16 protein-coding genes are annotated in these 16,071 nt (G+C 69.2%); 11 read left to right on the forward strand and 5 right to left on the reverse strand.

Annotated features, from left to right (window positions below):
* Positions 1 to 3: 3 nt before the first annotated feature.
* Positions 4 to 993, reverse strand: coding sequence for a DNA topoisomerase IB (locus AC1RRF_RS15420; RefSeq protein WP_492836088.1), 990 nt, complete (start codon positions 991 to 993; stop codon positions 4 to 6).
* Positions 990 to 1,334 (reverse strand): hypothetical protein, encoded by a 345-nt coding sequence (locus AC1RRF_RS15425; RefSeq protein ID WP_492836090.1) that lies wholly within the window; start codon positions 1,332 to 1,334, stop codon positions 990 to 992. The genes AC1RRF_RS15420 and AC1RRF_RS15425 overlap by 4 nt, the downstream gene beginning before the upstream one ends.
* 72 nt (positions 1,335 to 1,406) lie before the next feature.
* Here AC1RRF_RS15425 and rlmJ point away from each other — a divergent pair, with 72 nt between their 5' ends.
* Positions 1,407 to 2,225, forward strand: coding sequence for a 23S rRNA (adenine(2030)-N(6))-methyltransferase RlmJ (gene rlmJ, locus AC1RRF_RS15430; protein WP_492836092.1), 819 nt, complete (start codon positions 1,407 to 1,409; stop codon positions 2,223 to 2,225).
* Here the strand turns inward: rlmJ and AC1RRF_RS15435 are convergent.
* Entirely contained in the window at positions 2,222 to 2,524 is a 303-nt protein-coding gene (locus tag AC1RRF_RS15435; protein WP_492836094.1) for an antibiotic biosynthesis monooxygenase family protein, read from the reverse strand. The genes rlmJ and AC1RRF_RS15435 overlap by 4 nt on opposite strands.
* A 135-nt stretch (positions 2,525 to 2,659) precedes the next feature.
* Here AC1RRF_RS15435 and AC1RRF_RS15440 point away from each other — a divergent pair, with 135 nt between their 5' ends.
* Positions 2,660 to 3,349: a glutamine amidotransferase-related protein gene (locus AC1RRF_RS15440; RefSeq protein WP_492836096.1), complete on the forward strand. Its 690-nt coding sequence runs from the start codon at positions 2,660 to 2,662 to the stop codon at positions 3,347 to 3,349.
* Positions 3,350 to 3,385: 36 nt separating this feature from the next.
* Complete coding sequence (locus AC1RRF_RS15445; protein ID WP_492836098.1) at positions 3,386 to 5,902, forward strand: tetratricopeptide repeat-containing hybrid sensor histidine kinase/response regulator; 2,517 nt, start codon at positions 3,386 to 3,388, stop codon at positions 5,900 to 5,902.
* Here AC1RRF_RS15445 and hemF read toward each other — a convergent pair.
* The gene (gene hemF, locus AC1RRF_RS15450; protein WP_492836100.1) at positions 5,868 to 6,743 is read right to left on the reverse strand and encodes an oxygen-dependent coproporphyrinogen oxidase; all 876 of its coding nucleotides are present in this window, start codon (positions 6,741 to 6,743) and stop codon (positions 5,868 to 5,870) included. The genes AC1RRF_RS15445 and hemF overlap by 35 nt on opposite strands.
* 100 nt (positions 6,744 to 6,843) lie before the next feature.
* On the opposite strand from hemF, the gene AC1RRF_RS15455 reads away from it, so the two are divergent.
* Positions 6,844 to 8,112 (forward strand): dipeptidase, encoded by a 1,269-nt coding sequence (locus AC1RRF_RS15455; protein ID WP_492836102.1) that lies wholly within the window; start codon positions 6,844 to 6,846, stop codon positions 8,110 to 8,112.
* Between the two features lie 13 nt (positions 8,113 to 8,125).
* Here AC1RRF_RS15455 and AC1RRF_RS15460 read toward each other — a convergent pair whose 3' ends face one another.
* Positions 8,126 to 8,575 (reverse strand): tRNA (cytidine(34)-2'-O)-methyltransferase, encoded by a 450-nt coding sequence (locus AC1RRF_RS15460; protein ID WP_492836104.1) that lies wholly within the window; start codon positions 8,573 to 8,575, stop codon positions 8,126 to 8,128.
* A 196-nt stretch (positions 8,576 to 8,771) separates the two neighbouring features.
* Here AC1RRF_RS15460 and petA point away from each other — a divergent pair, with 196 nt between their 5' ends.
* From petA to AC1RRF_RS15495, 7 genes are all read left to right on the forward strand, one after another.
* Positions 8,772 to 9,311, forward strand: a complete 540-nt coding sequence (gene petA, locus AC1RRF_RS15465; protein WP_492836106.1) for a ubiquinol-cytochrome c reductase iron-sulfur subunit — start codon at positions 8,772 to 8,774, stop codon at positions 9,309 to 9,311.
* Positions 9,312 to 9,328: 17 nt separating this feature from the next.
* Complete coding sequence (locus AC1RRF_RS15470) at positions 9,329 to 10,627, forward strand: cytochrome b (RefSeq protein WP_492836108.1); 1,299 nt, start codon at positions 9,329 to 9,331, stop codon at positions 10,625 to 10,627.
* Between the two features lie 8 nt (positions 10,628 to 10,635).
* A complete protein-coding gene (locus AC1RRF_RS15475) occupies positions 10,636 to 11,514 on the forward strand; it encodes a cytochrome c1 (protein ID WP_492836110.1) in 879 nt (292 codons plus the stop codon).
* A 134-nt stretch (positions 11,515 to 11,648) separates the two neighbouring features.
* Positions 11,649 to 12,236, forward strand: coding sequence for a DUF1579 domain-containing protein (locus tag AC1RRF_RS15480; RefSeq protein WP_492836112.1), 588 nt, complete (start codon positions 11,649 to 11,651; stop codon positions 12,234 to 12,236).
* Between the two features lie 76 nt (positions 12,237 to 12,312).
* Positions 12,313 to 13,962, forward strand: coding sequence for a M28 family metallopeptidase (locus AC1RRF_RS15485; protein WP_492836114.1), 1,650 nt, complete (start codon positions 12,313 to 12,315; stop codon positions 13,960 to 13,962).
* A gap of 88 nt (positions 13,963 to 14,050) precedes the next feature.
* Positions 14,051 to 15,673 carry a M28 family peptidase gene (locus tag AC1RRF_RS15490; protein ID WP_492836116.1) on the forward strand — a complete coding sequence of 541 codons (1,623 nt, stop codon included), beginning with the start codon at positions 14,051 to 14,053 and terminating at the stop codon, positions 15,671 to 15,673.
* Positions 15,670 to 16,059, forward strand: a complete 390-nt coding sequence (locus tag AC1RRF_RS15495; RefSeq protein WP_492836118.1) for a RidA family protein — start codon at positions 15,670 to 15,672, stop codon at positions 16,057 to 16,059. The genes AC1RRF_RS15490 and AC1RRF_RS15495 overlap by 4 nt, the downstream gene beginning before the upstream one ends.
* Positions 16,060 to 16,071: the final 12 nt, after the last annotated feature.

Genomic DNA, 16,071 nt, shown 5'->3' on the forward strand with positions numbered 1-16,071 from the left:
CGCTTACTTCAGGGCCCGGATCAGGGCGGCCTCGAACCCCTTGGCGTCCGGGCCGGGCAGGGCGGCCAGATCGCCGGCCTCGAACATCTCGAACAGCTTGGGATGCACATAGGACGAGCGGCAGACGGTGGGCGTGTTGCCCAGCACGCCCGCCACGGCCTTCACGCAGACGGTGATCTTGTGCTTGGCGTCGGTCGCCGAGGTCGGGGCGTCCATGTCCCTGAGCGCCCGCGCCGCCGACACCGTCCCGGCCCAGGTGCGGAAATCCTTGGCCGAGAAGGCCTCGCCCATCGCGTCGCGAAGATAGGCGTTCACGTCGTCCGAGGTGATCGCGCATGGATGGCCGTCGGCGTCGCGGTATTTGAATAGTTGCTGTCCCGGCAGTTCGCGCAGGGACCGCACCACGGCCGCCAGCCGGCGGTCGCGCACCCTCACCTCGTGTTCGACCCCGCTCTTGCCTCTGAAGGCGAAGGTCAGGGCGGCCCCGTCGACCTCGATATGCCGCTTGTGCAGGGTGGTCAGGCCGTAGGAGCGGTTCTGCCTGGCGTACTGGGCGTTGCCCACCCGGATCAGGGTGATCTCCAGCAGCCGCACGGCGGTGGCCAGCACCTTGTCCCGGGTTACGCCGCGCTTCGCCAGATCGGCCTCGACCCGCGCGCGCAGCCTCGGCAGGGCCTTTGCGAAGGCGGGCAGGCGGTCGAACTTGCTCTCCGAGGCGTGGCGGCTCCAGTCGGGGTGGTAGCGGTACTGCTTGCGGCCCTTCACGTCCCGCCCGGTCGCCTGGATGTGGCCGGTGGCCCGCGGGCAGATCCAGACGTCGGTCCAGGCCGGCGGGATGGCCAACGCCCGGATGCGGTCCAGCGTCCGGGCGTCCCGGATCGCCGCGCCGTCCTTGTCCAGATAGCGGAAGCCCGTCCCCGATCTGCGGCGCGACAGGCCGGCGCTCTCGTCGCCGCACCAGGTCAGGCCCTCGGGAATGTCCGCGTCGGTCACACTCCGACCTCGCACAGGGCCGTCCGCAGGTCGTGGATCCAGTCGCGCGCGGCGTCTCCGCCCCACAGCTGCCAGGCGATGTAGCCCGCCGAGGGCTTGTCGGGATTGCTCCAGTCGCGGCCGAACTTGTCGACCGCGTGGCGGGCGAAATAGCTGTACATCGACTTGATGTCCCGGTCGCTCAGGACCTCCCGGCTCATCAGCTGCTCGGCCCGGCGGACCCCGACCTCGGTGCCGCCACGCCCGTGCTCGCGCCGCAGCTCCAAACCGCGCTCCGCCGCATCCGCCACGGCCGTGGGCGGGGTGCGCTGTTCATCGGACAGGACTGGATGGTCGATCATGGCGAACTCCAACGACGGCGCGGACCGCCGGTTCCTCTTGACCGCGAGGGCGCGGAAGCGGAGGGCAGGGGCATGAACTACCGCCACAGCTTCCACGCAGGAAATTTCGCCGATCTGGTCAAGCACGCCCTCGTGCTCTGGCTGCTCGACCGCCGCCGCGCCACCGGTCCGGTGACCGTGATCGACACCCATGCGGGGGCCGGCGTCTATGACCTCAGCGGCGACGGGGCGCGGTCCAAGGAGGCCGAGGCCGGCATCGCGCGCCTGATGGCCGCTGATCATCGCCCGCCCCTGATCGAGGCGCTGGCCAAGGCGGTCGGCGAACTGAACCCGCACGGCGGCGCGCGCCTCTATCCCGGCTCACCCCTGCTGATCGCCCGCCGGCTGGGCCGCGACGACCGCTACCTGGGCTTCGAGCTGAACCCGCCGGTGCTGGAGTTGCTGACCGCGGCGCTGGAGCCCTTCCCCCAGGCGACCGCGCGGGGCGGCGACGGCTATGACCAGGCGCGGGCCGAGGCGGCGCATGCGCCCGGCGCCCTGGTCCTGATCGACCCGCCGTTCGAGCGGCCCGACGACTATCAGCGCGCCGCCGACACCGCCGCCGCCATCGTCCGCGCCGATCCCCGCGCCATGGTCGCGGTCTGGACCCCACTGAAGGATCTTGAGACCTTCGACGGCTTCCTGCGTCGGCTGGACGAGGCGGGCGCCAAACGGGTGCTGATCGCCGAGGCGCGCCTGCGGCCGCTAACCAACCCGATGAAGATGAACGGCTGCGCCATGGTGGTGCTCAACGCTCCCGCCGGGGCGGAGGACGCCGCGCGCCAGATCTGCGACTGGGTCGCCGGCACGCTGGGGGAGGCCGGGGCGAAGGCGGAAGTCTGGACCGCCTAGTCTATCACTTCGCCGGGTTCGTACAGGTGCGGCTCGAAGGTGGCGATGGCCATGATCGGTTCCATCGCCTTGGCCACCCCGGCGGTCCGGGCCATGGCCTTCCAGTCCTCGCGCGAGCGCCAGACCGCATAGACCGCCGCCACCTTGCCGTTCAGGCCCCGGTGCAGAGTCGCCGAGATGAAGCCCGGGGCTCCGCGCTGGGCGGCGACCATCACCGCCAGATGTTCCATCAGCAACGGCTGCTTTTCAGGATCGCAGCGATAGACATTGATGAGGACTACGGGATCAGCATCGGACATGGCGCGTCCTCTAGACCAGTTTTGCTTCAGGTTTGTACGGTGCGAACCTAAATATTCCTCTCCCGTCCAACGGGAGGGACGGCGTCTTGTCTGTCCGGCTCGCGAGGCCATATCGGGTGGCCCGTGGAGAGCCGAATGACCCGTATCGCCATCCTGAAGACCGGCGCGCCGCCGCCGGCCCTGGCCGAAACCCACGGCGACTATCCGGCCATGTTTCAGACCCTGCTGGGCGACGGCTTCCAGACCACCGTGTTCGACGTGCAGCAGGGCGAATGGCCCGATCCCGTCGGCTTCGACGGCGCCGTGATCACCGGCTCGGCGGCCGGAGTCTATGAGAGCGACGCCTGGATCGGCGCCCTGCTGGACTGGATCCGTCTGGCGCGGGGCGAGACAAAGCTGGTCGGCGTCTGCTTCGGCCACCAGGCCATGGCCCAGGCCCTGGGCGGTCGGGTCGAGAAGTCGGACAAGGGCTGGGGCGTCGGCCTGCACCGCTATGACGTGGCCGCGCCGGCGCCGTGGATGGCTCCCGCCGCCGCCACGGTCGCCATCCCCGTCTCGCACCAGGATCAGGTGGTCGCCATTCCGGATGAGGCCCGCGTCACCCTGAGCAGCGCCTTCACCCCCTATGCCGGCCTGGCGTGGGGCGAGGACGCCATCAGCTTCCAGGGCCACCCCGAGTTCACCCCCGCCTATGCCTCGGACCTGACCGCCGGGCGACGCGGCCGGATCGATCCGGCGGTGGTCGACCGGGCGCTGGAGACCCTGGCCCAGCCGAACGACCGAGCCCTGGTCGCGGACTGGATTCGCGGCTTTCTCGCGCCGTAAATCTTACTCAAGGAATGCGTGCGAAGACGGAAGGACATGTGGCTTTCCCGGTTCGCGCTTACGATTGCAGCAGTGTTCGCCGTCTTCGGCGCCGCTCCCGCCTTCGCACAGCCCGACGCCCGGGAGGCGGACGATGGGATGCAGCTGGCGGCCTTCGTGGAAGCGCGGGCGTCCTCGACCACCTTCGCGGCGCTGGAGGCCTTCGGCCATGACGCCATGCGTCGGACCGACCGCGAGGGGTTGAACCGGCTCTACCACGTCACCTGGACCATCCTGAACCAGGGCGAGTTGGAGCGCGCGGCGATATGGAACGGCCGGCTCGAGGCCGCCGCCCGCCGCCGCCGCGACGCCCGTTACATCGATATCGCCCGCCTGAACGCCCTGACCATCCGCTATGACCAGGGCGAGGGCGCCGTGGCCGCGGAGATGGGCCGCATGGCCGCGTCTGGCCGCGATTGGTTCGTGCGCGCCCACGCCGCCCGCCTGACCGCCCTCTGGATGATCGACAACGGTCGCGTCGGGGAGGGGCTGCAACTGCTGAGCCGCGCGGAAGCCGACATTCCCGACCACGACCCCTTCGCCGCCATCGCTCGCGCGGGCATCTGGGAGGTGACGGGCATGGGGTTGAAGGCGCTCAACGACGTCAAGGGCGCCGCCGACGCGTTCCGTAAGTTCGAGATCGACTATTCCACCCCCGCCTATCCGCGCCCGGATTTCGACAGCCTCTATAACCTTGCCATGATGGCGGTGAAGGTGGGCGAGATCGACCGCGCCGCCCGCTTCTACGCCGCCCACAACCGGTTGGCCCTGCGCTCCGACCTGCCCACGCTGAAGATTTACGACGCCAGCCTGTGCGCCACGGTCGCCGACGCCCGCCAGGCGCCGCGCGGGGTGCTGGCCTGTCTGGCGCCCTATGGCGAGGACCTCGGCGAAGCCGCCTTCCTGGCCCGCGACGCTCTGCCGTTGCGCGCCGTCGCCCGCGCCCGCACCGGCCAGACCGCCGCCGCCCGCCGGGATCTGGAGACGCTGCGGCGACTCGAGAGTGGTGTTGGCGACCAGTCCGCTGTCGATCACGTCGAGGCCGAGGTGTTGTTCGCCGAGGGGCGTCCCGAAGAGGCCTTCCGCATCCTGCGCGCCCACATGGCGGCCGATGAGACCGCGGCCGCCCGCAGCTTCAGCGCCGGCATCCATCAGGTCACCGGCAATATGCAGGAGCAGCTGGCCGAGCGCCGCCGCCAGCTGGAGATGGCCCGGGCCAACACCCGGCTGCAGGTGACCGTCACCGTCATCGTCATCCTGTTCCTGCTGTGCGCCGCGGCGGCCATCGCCTGGCTGTGGCGCCAGGCCGGCCGGCTGCGCGACGCCCGCCGCCGGGCCGAGGAGGCCAACCGCGCCAAGAGCGAGTTCCTGGCCAATATGAGCCACGAGATCCGCACGCCGCTGAACGGCGTGGTCTCCATGGCCGACTCGCTGGCGCGTCGCGACCTCGACGCCCAGGAGCGGGAGATGGTCGAGCTGATCCGCTCGTCCGGCGCCACCCTCGAACGCCTGCTGTCCGACATCCTAGACAGCGCCAAGATCGAGTCCGGCCAGGTCACCCTCGAACCGGTCGCCTTCGATCTGGAGCAGACCGTCGGCGACGTGGCGGCCCTGTGGCGGGTCAAGGCCGAGGACAAGGGCGTGGCGCTGAACGTCGACTTCGATCCGGCTCTGTCCGGCTTCGTCGAGGGCGACGCGGTCCGCCTGCGCCAGGTCCTCAACAACCTCGTTTCCAACGCCTTGAAATTCACCGCCGAGGGCGAGGTCCGGATCGCCGTGCAGGCGGTCGAGGGCGGTCGCGCCGTCTTCCGGGTCAGCGACACCGGCGTCGGCTTCGACGCCGAGCAGAAGAGCCGCATCTTCACCCGCTTCCAGCAGGCCGACGGCTCGATCACCCGGCGCTACGGCGGCACCGGCCTGGGCCTGGCCATCTCCACCGCCCTGGTCGATCTGATGGGCGGCGCGCTGGATTGCGAGAGCACGCCGGGCGAGGGCGCGGCCTTCTGGTTCGAGATCGCCCTGCCGCCGGCCGAGCCGGTCGTCGCCGAGGCCGCGGCCCCCGCCGACACGATCGACGTGGCCTCCATGCCCCTGCGCATTCTGCTGGCTGACGACCATCCGGCCAACCGCAAGGTGGTCGAGATCATGCTGGCCGCCACGGCCATGGAGATGGTCGCCGTCGAGGACGGTCGTCAGGCGCTGGACGCCTTCGCGGAAGGCGGCTTCGACCTGGTGCTGATGGACATGCAGATGCCGGTCATGGACGGCCTGAGCGCCACCCGCGCCATCCGCGAAATGGAGGCCGATCGGGGCCTGCCGCGCACGCCGGTGATCATGCTGACCGCCAATGCGATGGCCGAGCATGTCGCGGCGGGCCGCGCCGCCGGCGCCGACGCCCATCTGACCAAGCCGGTCACCCTGGCCGGTCTGTTCGAAGCGATCCGCGGCGCCCTGGACCCCGAGGGGCCGAGCGGTCAGGTCAGGGCCACTTCACCACGGGCGGCATCGAGCTGAGGATCGAATCGACGTTGCCGCCGGTCTTCAGGCCGAAGGTGGTGCCCCGGTCGTACAGCAGGTTGAACTCGACGTAGCGGCCGCGCCGGACCAGCTGTTCCTCGCGCTCCTGTGCCGTCCACGGCTCGCCCATCCGGCCCGCCACGATCCGCGAATAGACGTCCAGGAAGGCCTCGCCGACGTCGCGGGTGAAGGCGAAGTCGCGGTCCCAGTCGCCGCTGTCGTGGTGGTCGTAGAAGATGCCGCCGGTGCCGCGCGGCTCGTTGCGGTGGGGCAGGAAGAAATACTCGTCGCACCACGCCTTGAACTTCGGATGCCAGCTCGGATCGTGGGCGTCGCAGGCGGTCTTCATGGCGGCGTGGAAGGCGACCGTGTCGGACGCGTCCTCGCGTCGGTCCACGTCCAGCACGGGCGTCAGGTCCGCCCCGCCGCCGAACCAGCTCTTCGTCGTGGCGATGAAGCGGGTGTTCATATGCACCGCCGGCACGCGCGGGCTGACCGGGTGGCAGATCAGGCTGACACCGGTGGCGAAGAAGTGCGGATCTTCCGCCGCGCCCGGCACTGTCTTCGCATAGTCCGCCGGGAAGGTTCCGTGCACGGTCGAGACGTGGACGCCGACCTTCTCGAACAGGCGGCCGTGCATCATGCCCATGACGCCGCCGCCGCCTTCCTTGCGGTCCCAGGGCGTGCGCACGAAGCGACCTGGCTCGCCGGGGAACAGGTCGGCGGGCGCCTGGTCCTCCAGGGCCTCGAACCCGGCGTGGATCCGGTCGCGCAGGGTCTCGAACCAGGCCCGGGCTTCGGTCTTCTTCTGGGCGAGGGGATCGGCGGCGTCGGTCATGGCGGCTTCCTAGGCTCCTGTGCCGCCGGACGAAAGTGCGGCCGTTGACCGCCCCCGCAACTCTGCCACTGTCGCCGCTTCCTTCTGGGGGAAACTGTCCATGATCCGCACCGCCCTTCTGGCCGCCGTGGCCCTGTCCGCCGTCGCTCTTCCGGCGCTGGCCCAGTCGGGCGCACAGGCCGATCCAGGCGAGGCCCGCGCTCGGCGCATCCTCGACGGCACGCCGCTGATCGACGGCCACAACGATCTGCCCTGGGCCCTGCGCGAGAACCACGGCAACGATCCCTACGCCGTCGACCTGACCCACGACCTCCACGCGACGACCAAGCTGCACACCGACATTCCCCGGCTGCGCGCCGGCGGCGTGGGCGGCCAGTTCTGGTCGGTCTATGTCCCGGCCACACTCACCCCCGTCGAGGCGGCGCGCGAGACATGGGAGCAGATCGACACCGTCCGCCGCATCGTCGCCGCCCACCCGGACGTGTTCGAGCTGGCGACCACGGCCGACGATATCGTCCGCATCCACGGCCAGGGCCGCATCGCCAGCCTGATCGGCATTGAGGGCGGTTATTCGATCGACGATTCGCTGGGCCTGCTGCGCGAGTTCCAGGAGGCCGGGGTCCGCTACATGACCCTGACTCACTCCAAGACCACCACCTGGGCCGACAGCGCCACGGACGCGCCGAAATGGGGCGGCCTGTCGCCCTTCGGCGAGCAGGTGGTCAAGGAGATGAACCGGATCGGCATGATGGTCGATCTCAGCCACGTCTCCGAGGACACGATGCTGGACGCCATGCGGGTCTCGGAGGCGCCGGTGATCTTCTCCCACTCCTCGGCCCGGGCCGTGACCAACCGGACCCGCAACGTGCCGGACAACGTCCTGCGCCTGATGCCCGAGGACGGCGGGGTGGTGATGGTCACCTTCGTGCCCGGCTTCGTCAGCGCCGCCCAGATGGCGTGGAACCAGGAGTTCGCGGTCGAGGCCGACCGCCTGGGCGTCGATCCGGGCGCCGAGACGCCGGACCCGCGCCTGCTCGCCTGGGCCGAGGCCCATCCCCGGCCCCGCGCCACGATCGCCGACGTGGTCGCTCATATCCAGCACGTCCGCGACGTGGCGGGCGTCGACCATGTCGGCCTGGGCGGCGACTTCGACGGCGTGGACAGCCTGCCGGACGGCATCACGGGGGTGGACGCCTATCCGCGCATCCTCGCCGCCCTGCTGGCCAACGGCTGGACCGAGGCCGACATCCGCAAGCTGGCGGGCGAGAACGTCCTGCGCACCATGCGCGCCGTCGAGGCCGTGGCCGCGAGCAAGCGCGCTGAACGCCCCAGCCTGGCCGCACCACTGTCTGGCGCGGCGCCGGAGTAGGGGCGCCGATCCGTTAGGGCAGGCCGTTGGTCTGGCGCAGGGCTTCGAACAGGGCGATTCCCGCCGACACCGACAGATTCAGGGACCGCGCGCCCGGCTTTAGTGGAATCACGACCCGCTCATCGGCGGCGGCGTGGACGTAGTCCGGCGCCCCCGTCGGTTCGCTGCCGAACAGCAACACATCGTCGGGTCTGAACGCGAAGCCGGGCAGGGGTGTCGCGCCCTTCGTCGTAAACAGCACCAGCCGCCCGACGCCCCGATCCCGCTGGAATTCGTCCCAGCCGGCGTGCCGGGTCATATGCCCAAGGGGGCCGTAATCCAGCGCAGCACGCTTCATCGCCCGGTCGTCCAGACGGAAGCCGGTGGGTTCGATCACGTGCAGTTCGACGCCGAAACAGGCGCTCAGCCTGATGCAGGCGCCCACGTTCTGCGGAATGGCCGGTTGAAAAAGGGCGAGACGCATTCTAAGGCCCTCATACGCGCGGCCCGGGGGCTTGTCGCGGTCTGAATTGCGACCGTTTCGCAAGAAGCGTCAGCTACTTGCGGCGAACCGCCGCAAACTCGGGCCGGGCGAGATTTTCGGGTTTCCGCTAATGCATCCATGCCGTGACCGCCGCGCTCCGTATCGGGCGTGGAATGCGGCGTACGAGGAGTGAGACGTGGCCGAATCGGTCGTTGAAGGCGAAGGCGGCGACGCCACCCGCCGGGACTTCATCCATATCGCCGCCGGCGCGGCCGCGGTCGGCGCGACCGCCATGGTCGTCTGGCCGTTGATCAATTCGATGAACCCCGCGGCCGATACCCTGGCCCTGGCGTCGATCGAGTTCGACATGACCAAGGTCCAGGAAGGCCAGCAGGTCGTGATCAAGTGGCAGGGCAAGCCGGTGTTCGTGCGCTATCGCAGCCCGGCCGAACTGCAGCGCGTGATCGCCGACGACCACGCCAGCGACCTGAAAGAGCCGCAGACGGACGCCGAGCGCACCAAGCCGGGCCACGAGAAGTATCTCGTCGTGCTGGGCAACTGCACCCACCTGGGCTGCGTCCCGACCTTCGGCACCGGCGATTTCGGCGGCTGGTTCTGCCCCTGCCACGGTTCGCACTACGACGCCTCGGGCCGTATTCGTAAGGGCCCGGCGCCGAAGAACCTGATCGTGCCGGACTACGAGTTCCTGTCCGACACGCGCGTGAAGATCGGCTGAGGACGGATCAGAGAACGATGAGCGATCACGAATCCACCTACGTCCCCAAGACCGGCGTCGAGAAGTGGCTCGACAGCCGCCTTCCGATCGTCCGCTTCGGCGCGGACTACATGTCCCTGCCCACCCCGAAGAACCTCAACTACTGGTGGACCTTCGGCGGCATCCTGGCCCTCTGCCTGGTCACGCAAATCGCGACCGGCATCATTCTGGCCATGCACTATGTGCCGAACACCGAACTGGCCTTCGCCTCGGTCGAGCGCATCATGCGTGACGTCAACGGCGGCGACCTGATCCGCTACACCCACGCCAACGGCGCCTCGATGTTCTTCATCGCGGTCTACCTGCACATGCTGCGGGGCCTCTACTACGGCTCCTACAAGGCGCCGCGGGAGATGATCTGGATCGTCGGCTGCGTGATCTTCTTCCTGATGATCGCCACCGCCTTCCTCGGCTACGTCCTGCCGTGGGGCCAGATGTCCTACTGGGGCGCGGAGGTCATCACCAACCTGATCGGGGCCATCCCGGTCGTCGGCGAGCCGATCCTGATCTGGCTGCGCGGCGGCCCGGCCATCGACAACGCCACCCTGAACCGCTTCTTCTCGCTGCACTACCTGCTGCCGTTTGTCATCGCCGGCTGCGTGGTCCTGCACCTGTGGGCCCTGCACCACGCGGGCCAGAACAACCCGGTCGGCATCCTGATCCCGAAGGATCGGGAGAAGAAGGACATGGTCCCGTTCCACCCGTACTTCACGGTCAAGGACGGCTTCGCCATCATCCTGTTTCTGATCCTGTTCGCGATCTTCGTCTTCTTCATGCCGAACGCCCTGGGTCACGCCGACAACTACATCCCGGCCAACCCGCTGCAGACCCCGGCGCACATCGTGCCCGAGTGGTACATGCTGCCCTTCTACGCGATCCTGCGGGCGGTCCCGGACAAGTTCGGCGGCGTGCTGGCCATGTTCGGCGCCATCGGCGTGCTGTTCATCCTGCCGTGGCTCGACACCTCCAAGGTGCGCTCGATGCGCTACCGCCCGACCATGAAGATCTTCTTCGTGATCTTCGTCGTCGTCGGCGTGATCCTGGGCTGGTGCGGCGGTCAGCTGCCGGACGCCGCAGTCGTCCCCGGCATGCCCAGCTTCACCCTGATCGACGGCAAGCTGAACAGCTACCTGTGGCTGACCCGCCTGGCGACGCTCTACTACTTCGCCTTCTTCTTCGTGATCCTCCCCTGGGTGGGTCTGAAGGAGAAGCCGCTCCCGATCCCGGCGACCATTTCGGAACCCGTTCTGTCGGGCAGTGACGAGCACAAGGGCTGATCGCGACCATGATGACCCTCAAGACTCCGATGCGCTCCATGAAGAAGACCCTGGTCCTGATCGCCGCGGCGGCCGGCCTGACCCTCGCCGCCGGCCCCGCGCTGGCGGAAGGCGGCGGCCACCACCTGCGTGACGGCGGCTTCGCCTTCGACGGCCCCTTCGGGACCTTCGACCAGGGCCAGCTGCAGCGCGGCTACAAGGTCTACCGCGAGGTCTGCGCGGCCTGCCACAGCATGAACCTCATGCACTTCCGCACGCTCGCGGAACCGGGCGGTCCCTTCTTCGACGCGCATCAGGCCAACCCGGCCGAGAACCGCTTCGTGAAGGCGCTGGCCAAGGAAGTTCAGATCGCGGACATCGACACGGAAACCGGCGAGCCGGTGATGCGTGACGGCACCGCCGCCGATCGTTTCCCCAGCCCGTATCCGAACGCCACGGCCGCCGCGGCGGCCAACGGCGGCGCGGCTCCGCCCGACCTGTCGGTGATGGCCAAGGCCCGTCACGGCGGCGCCAACTACATCTACTCGCTGCTGACCGGCTACCACGCCGTGCCGGAGGGTCTCACGATCCGTCCGGGCCAGAACTACAACGCCTATATGGCCGGCGACCTGACCCCGTTCTGGACGGGCGATGCGAAGCACGTGCCGGCCGGCGGCTTCATCGCCATGCCCGCGCCGCTGCGCGCCGGCCAGGTGACCTATGACGACGGCACGGCCCAGACGGTCGACAACTACGCCAAGGACGTCGCCGCCTACATCGCCTGGGCCTCGGATCCCAAGCAGGTGGCGCGCAAGCGCGCCGGCGTCGGCACGCTGATCTTCCTGCTGCTGTTCGCGGGCGTGACCTATCTGTCCTACCGCCGCATCTGGAAGGGCGTCGCCCACTAGGGCTTCCGTTTCCAAGGCTGAACGATCGACCCGCCGGAGCCCGCGCTCCGGCGGGTTTTTCGTTTCTGCCTCCGGCATGTTGCCAAGATTGTAAAAGAACTTTAGAACGCAAAGTGAAATTAAGGGAGATCTCCATGATCCGCCGTCTTCGCTCTGTGTCCGCCGTCGCTCTGGGGGTGTTCGCCCTTTCCATGGCAGTCCCCGCCGCCGCCCAGGTCCCGGCCAGCCCGACGGGCAGCGAGGCCCAGCGGACCGCCGTCGGCGCGCTCGACTTCCTGGACGGTGAATGGCGCGGCGAGGCGGTGATCACCATGCCCGGCGGTCGCATGGTCCTGACCCAGACCGAACGTGTCGGCCCCTTGCTCGGCGGTTCGGTCAAGGTGATCGAGGGGCGGGGCTACGCCGCCGACGGCACGACCCATTTCAACGCCTTCGCGATCGTCTCGTGGGACGAGCGGGCCGGACGTTACGGCTTCCGCAGCTACGCCAACGGCTACACCGGCGACTATCCGTTCGAGCGCACCGAGGACGGGTTCCGCTGGGAAACGCCCGCCGGACCGAACGCGAAGATCCAGTACGTCGCCACCATCCGCGACGGCGTCTGGCATGAGGTCGGCGACTATGTCGCGGAGGGCCAGCCGCCCCGCCGCTTCATCGAGATGCGGCTGACCCGCGTCGGCGACTCGACCTGGCCCGCGGGCGGAGCCGTGTCGCCGCAGTGACCGGCGCCTGATCGACAGCCCCCGAAGGGCGCCCTACGGTCCGCCCCCTGTTCAAAAGGCTGAGGGTGTCCCGAGCATGCGTTTGTCCGTCTCCGTCGCCGCGCTGGTCGCCGGCGCGCTCCTGTCCGTCGCGGGCGCCGCGAGCGCCCAGACCCCGACCTTCGACACCGGCCGGCTGTCCGAGCATGTCCGCGTGCTGTCCGACGACAGTTTCGAGGGCCGGGGCATCGCCACGCCCGCCGAACAGAAGGTCATCGACTATCTGAGCGCCCAGTACGCCGCCGCCGGCTTCCAGCCGGGCGGGCCGAACGGCCAGTGGACGCAGGACGTGACGCTGAACCGCTTCACCGCCTCCAACATCCGCGCCGGGTTCAAGGTGGGCGACACCGCCATCCCGCTGACCCAGGGCCAGCAGATCGTCATCTCCACGCGCCTGCCGAGCCAGCACACCATGCTGACGGACAAGCCGCTGGTCTTCGTCGGCTACGGCATCGATGCGCCTGAGCGGCAGTGGAACGACTTCAAGGACGTCGATGTCCGCGGCAAGATCATCGTCGTCCTGGTCAATGACGCCGACTTCGAGCAGCCCGAGCTGAACACCTTCGGCGGCCGCGCCATGACCTACTACGGCCGCTGGACCTACAAATACGAGGAGGCGGCCCGCAAGGGCGCCGCCGGCGTCATCATCGTCCACGAAAGCGCGCCGGCCTCCTACGGCTGGGCCACCGTGACCAATAGCTGGTCGGGGCCGCAGTTCGACATCGTCCGCGCCAACGCCGCCGCCGAGCGCGTGCCCATGGAGGCCTGGCTGCAGCGTGACGTCGCGGTCGAGCTGTTCCGCGCCGCCGGCCAGGATTTCGAGGCCCTGAAGGTCGCCGCCCGCAGCCGCGACTTCCGCCCGGTCGAACTGACCGGCGCCACCTTCAGCGGCATGTTCGACGTCGCCTCGACCCAGGTCACGACCCACAACGTCATCGCCCGCCTGCCGGGCACGACTCATCCGGACGAGACCGTCCTCTTCACCGCCCACTGGGACCATATCGGCGTCGGCGCGCCGGACGCCGAAGGCGACACCATCTTCAACGGCGCGGTCGACAACGCAACCGGCACCGCCGGCCTGCTGGAGCTGGCCCGCGCCTTCGGCGCCGGTCCGCGGCCCCAGCGCTCGATCGTCATGATCAGCTTCACCGCCGAGGAAAGCGGCCTGCTGGGTTCGGAATACTATGCGTCCAACCCGGTCTATCCGCTGGCCACGACGGTCGGCGGCTTCAACGTCGATTCGATGAACGTCTATGGGCGGGTGAACCGCTACGGCATCACCGGCTACGGCCAGTCGGACCTGGATGAGCGCATCGCCGCCGTGGTCGAGAGCCAGGGCCGGACGATCCAGCCGGACGCCAATCCCGCCTCGGGCGGCTACTTCCGCTCGGACCACTTCCCGCTGGCCAAACGCGGCGTGCCGATGACCTACGGCGGCTCGACCGGCGACTTCCGCGACGAACCGATCGCCCAACGCCAGGAGTCTCGCTCGGAGTACGGCCGTAGCCGCTACCACCAGGCCGCCGACGAATGGTCGCCCGACTGGGATCTGCGCGGCCAGGTCGAGGATCTGCAGGTCCTCTATTCGGTCGGCCGCGACCTGGCCAACAGCCGCGTCTGGCCGCAGTGGAAGGACGGCTCCGAGTTCGGACCGGCCCGCGCCGCGACAGCGGCCCAGCGCCGCTAGACGCCGGGACATGACGAAAACTTAATGGGCGGTCCCTCGGGGCCGCCCTAGAGTGCGCGCCATCAAATCGGGGGATGGAGCCTACTCAATGTTTCGCAAACTGACGGGCGGGATCGCCCTGGCCGCCATGCTTCTGGCGGCCGGCGCCGCCGGGGCCCAGAGCTTCTCGGCCGAGCGCATCAGCAACGACATCCGCACCATCAGCGCGGACGAATACCAGGGCCGCTATCCCGGCACCGAAGGCGAGCGCATGGTGCTGGCCTGGCTGCAGGCGCAGTACGAGGCCATGGGCCTTCAGCCCGGCGGCCCGAACGGTCAGTGGCTGCAGCCGGTCGAACTGAAGCGCTACACCCCGGTCGCCGGCGGCACGGCCAGCTGGTCCGGTCCGGACGGCCAGTCGCACCCGCTGACGGTCGGCACCGACATCGTCCTGCGCGCCGTCACCAACGACGGCCGCGCCTCCATCCAGAACGCGGGCGTGGTCTTCGCCGGCTACGGGATCACCGCGCCCGAGCGGAATTGGGACGACTACGGCGACGTGGACGTGCGCGGCAAGATCGTGGTGGTCATCGTCGGCGAGCCGGACGGCGAGCGGTTCAACGGCGAATACGCCACCAACTACCAGTCCGGCGCCTACAAGGCCGACGAGGCCTTCCGCCGCGGCGCGGTGGGCGTCATCACCCTGGTCCCCATGGGGGCGGATTCGCCCCAGTGGCAGGGCGCCATGCGCGGCGCAGGCCGTACCCGGACCCTCGTGCCCGGCGCCGCGGACCTGGAGTTCTCGGGCGCCATGAACCACGACGTCGCCTTCGCCCTGGCCGCGGCGGCCGGGCTGGGCATGGACAGCTTCGCCAACACCGCGAGCGGATCGTTCAAGGCCGTGCCGCTGAACGGCGTCACCCTGTCGCTGGACATCTCCGAGACCATCGACACCCTGGTCACGCACAACCTGCTGGCTCGCATTCCCGGGACCGAGCATCCGGAAGAGACCATCATCTATTCGGCCCACTGGGACCACGTCGGCGGCGCCGCCCAGCATCCCAATGTGACCGGCGACCAGATCTGGAACGGCGCCTGGGACAACGCCTCGGGCACCATCGGCGTGCTGGAGATGGCGCGCCAGCTCAGCGCCGCCCCGCGTCCGAAACGTTCCATCGTCTTCGCCCACATGGCAGCCGAGGAGATGGGTCTGATGGGCGCCTACGGCTACGCCGCCGATCCAGTCTATCCGCTGGAGACGACGGTCGCCGACATCAACATCGACATGCTGCCGCTGTCGGGGTCGACGCGCGACATTCCGATCTTCGGCAAGGGTCAGAACGATCTGGAAGACCGGCTCGAGGCCCTGGCCGCGCCGCTGGGCCGCTATGTCTCGGACGACCACATGCCCGAGGAAGGCTTCTACTACCGGTCGGACCACTTCCCCTTCGCCCGCATGGGCGTGCCGGCGATCATGCCGTGGCACGGCTGGGATTGGGTCGAGGGCGGCCGTGAGGCCGGCGAGGCCGCCTGGCGGGCCAAGTTCGCGGCCGACTATCACAAGCCGTCGGACGAATGGTCGGCGGACTGGAACCTGACCTCGGCGGTCGAGAACCTGACCCTGCTCTACCACCTGGGTCTGGACCTCGCGAACAGCAACGACTGGCCCGGCTGGAAGCCGACCTCGGAGTTCGCCCAGGTGCGCGCCCGATCGGCCGCCGCCCGCCAGTGACTCTCAGCATCCGCCCCCTGACCGGCGACGGCTCGCCGCCGGCGGAGGGCGAATACGCCCAGGCCTGTGAAGTCAGCGGGGCGACCCGCTGGCTCTACCTGTCCGGCCAGATCCCAGTCGCGCCCGACGGGTCGCTGGCGCCCGACTTCACCGGCCAGTGCGAGCAGGTCTGGGACAATCTGGAGACCCAGCTGCGCGCCGCCGGCATGACGCTGGACAACCTGGTGAAGGTCACGACCTTCCTGTCCGACCGCGCCTACTCTCTGGAAAACCGAGAGGTCCGCATCCGCCGTCTCGGCGGCCGCCAGACCGCGCTGACGGTCATCGTCACCGGCATCTTCGACGAGGCCTGGCTGGTCGAGATCGAGGCGGTCGCGGCGGCGTAAGGTCGCCTTGTG

It is taken from the genome of Brevundimonas sp. GW821-FHT12C05, from assembly GCF_058807475.1.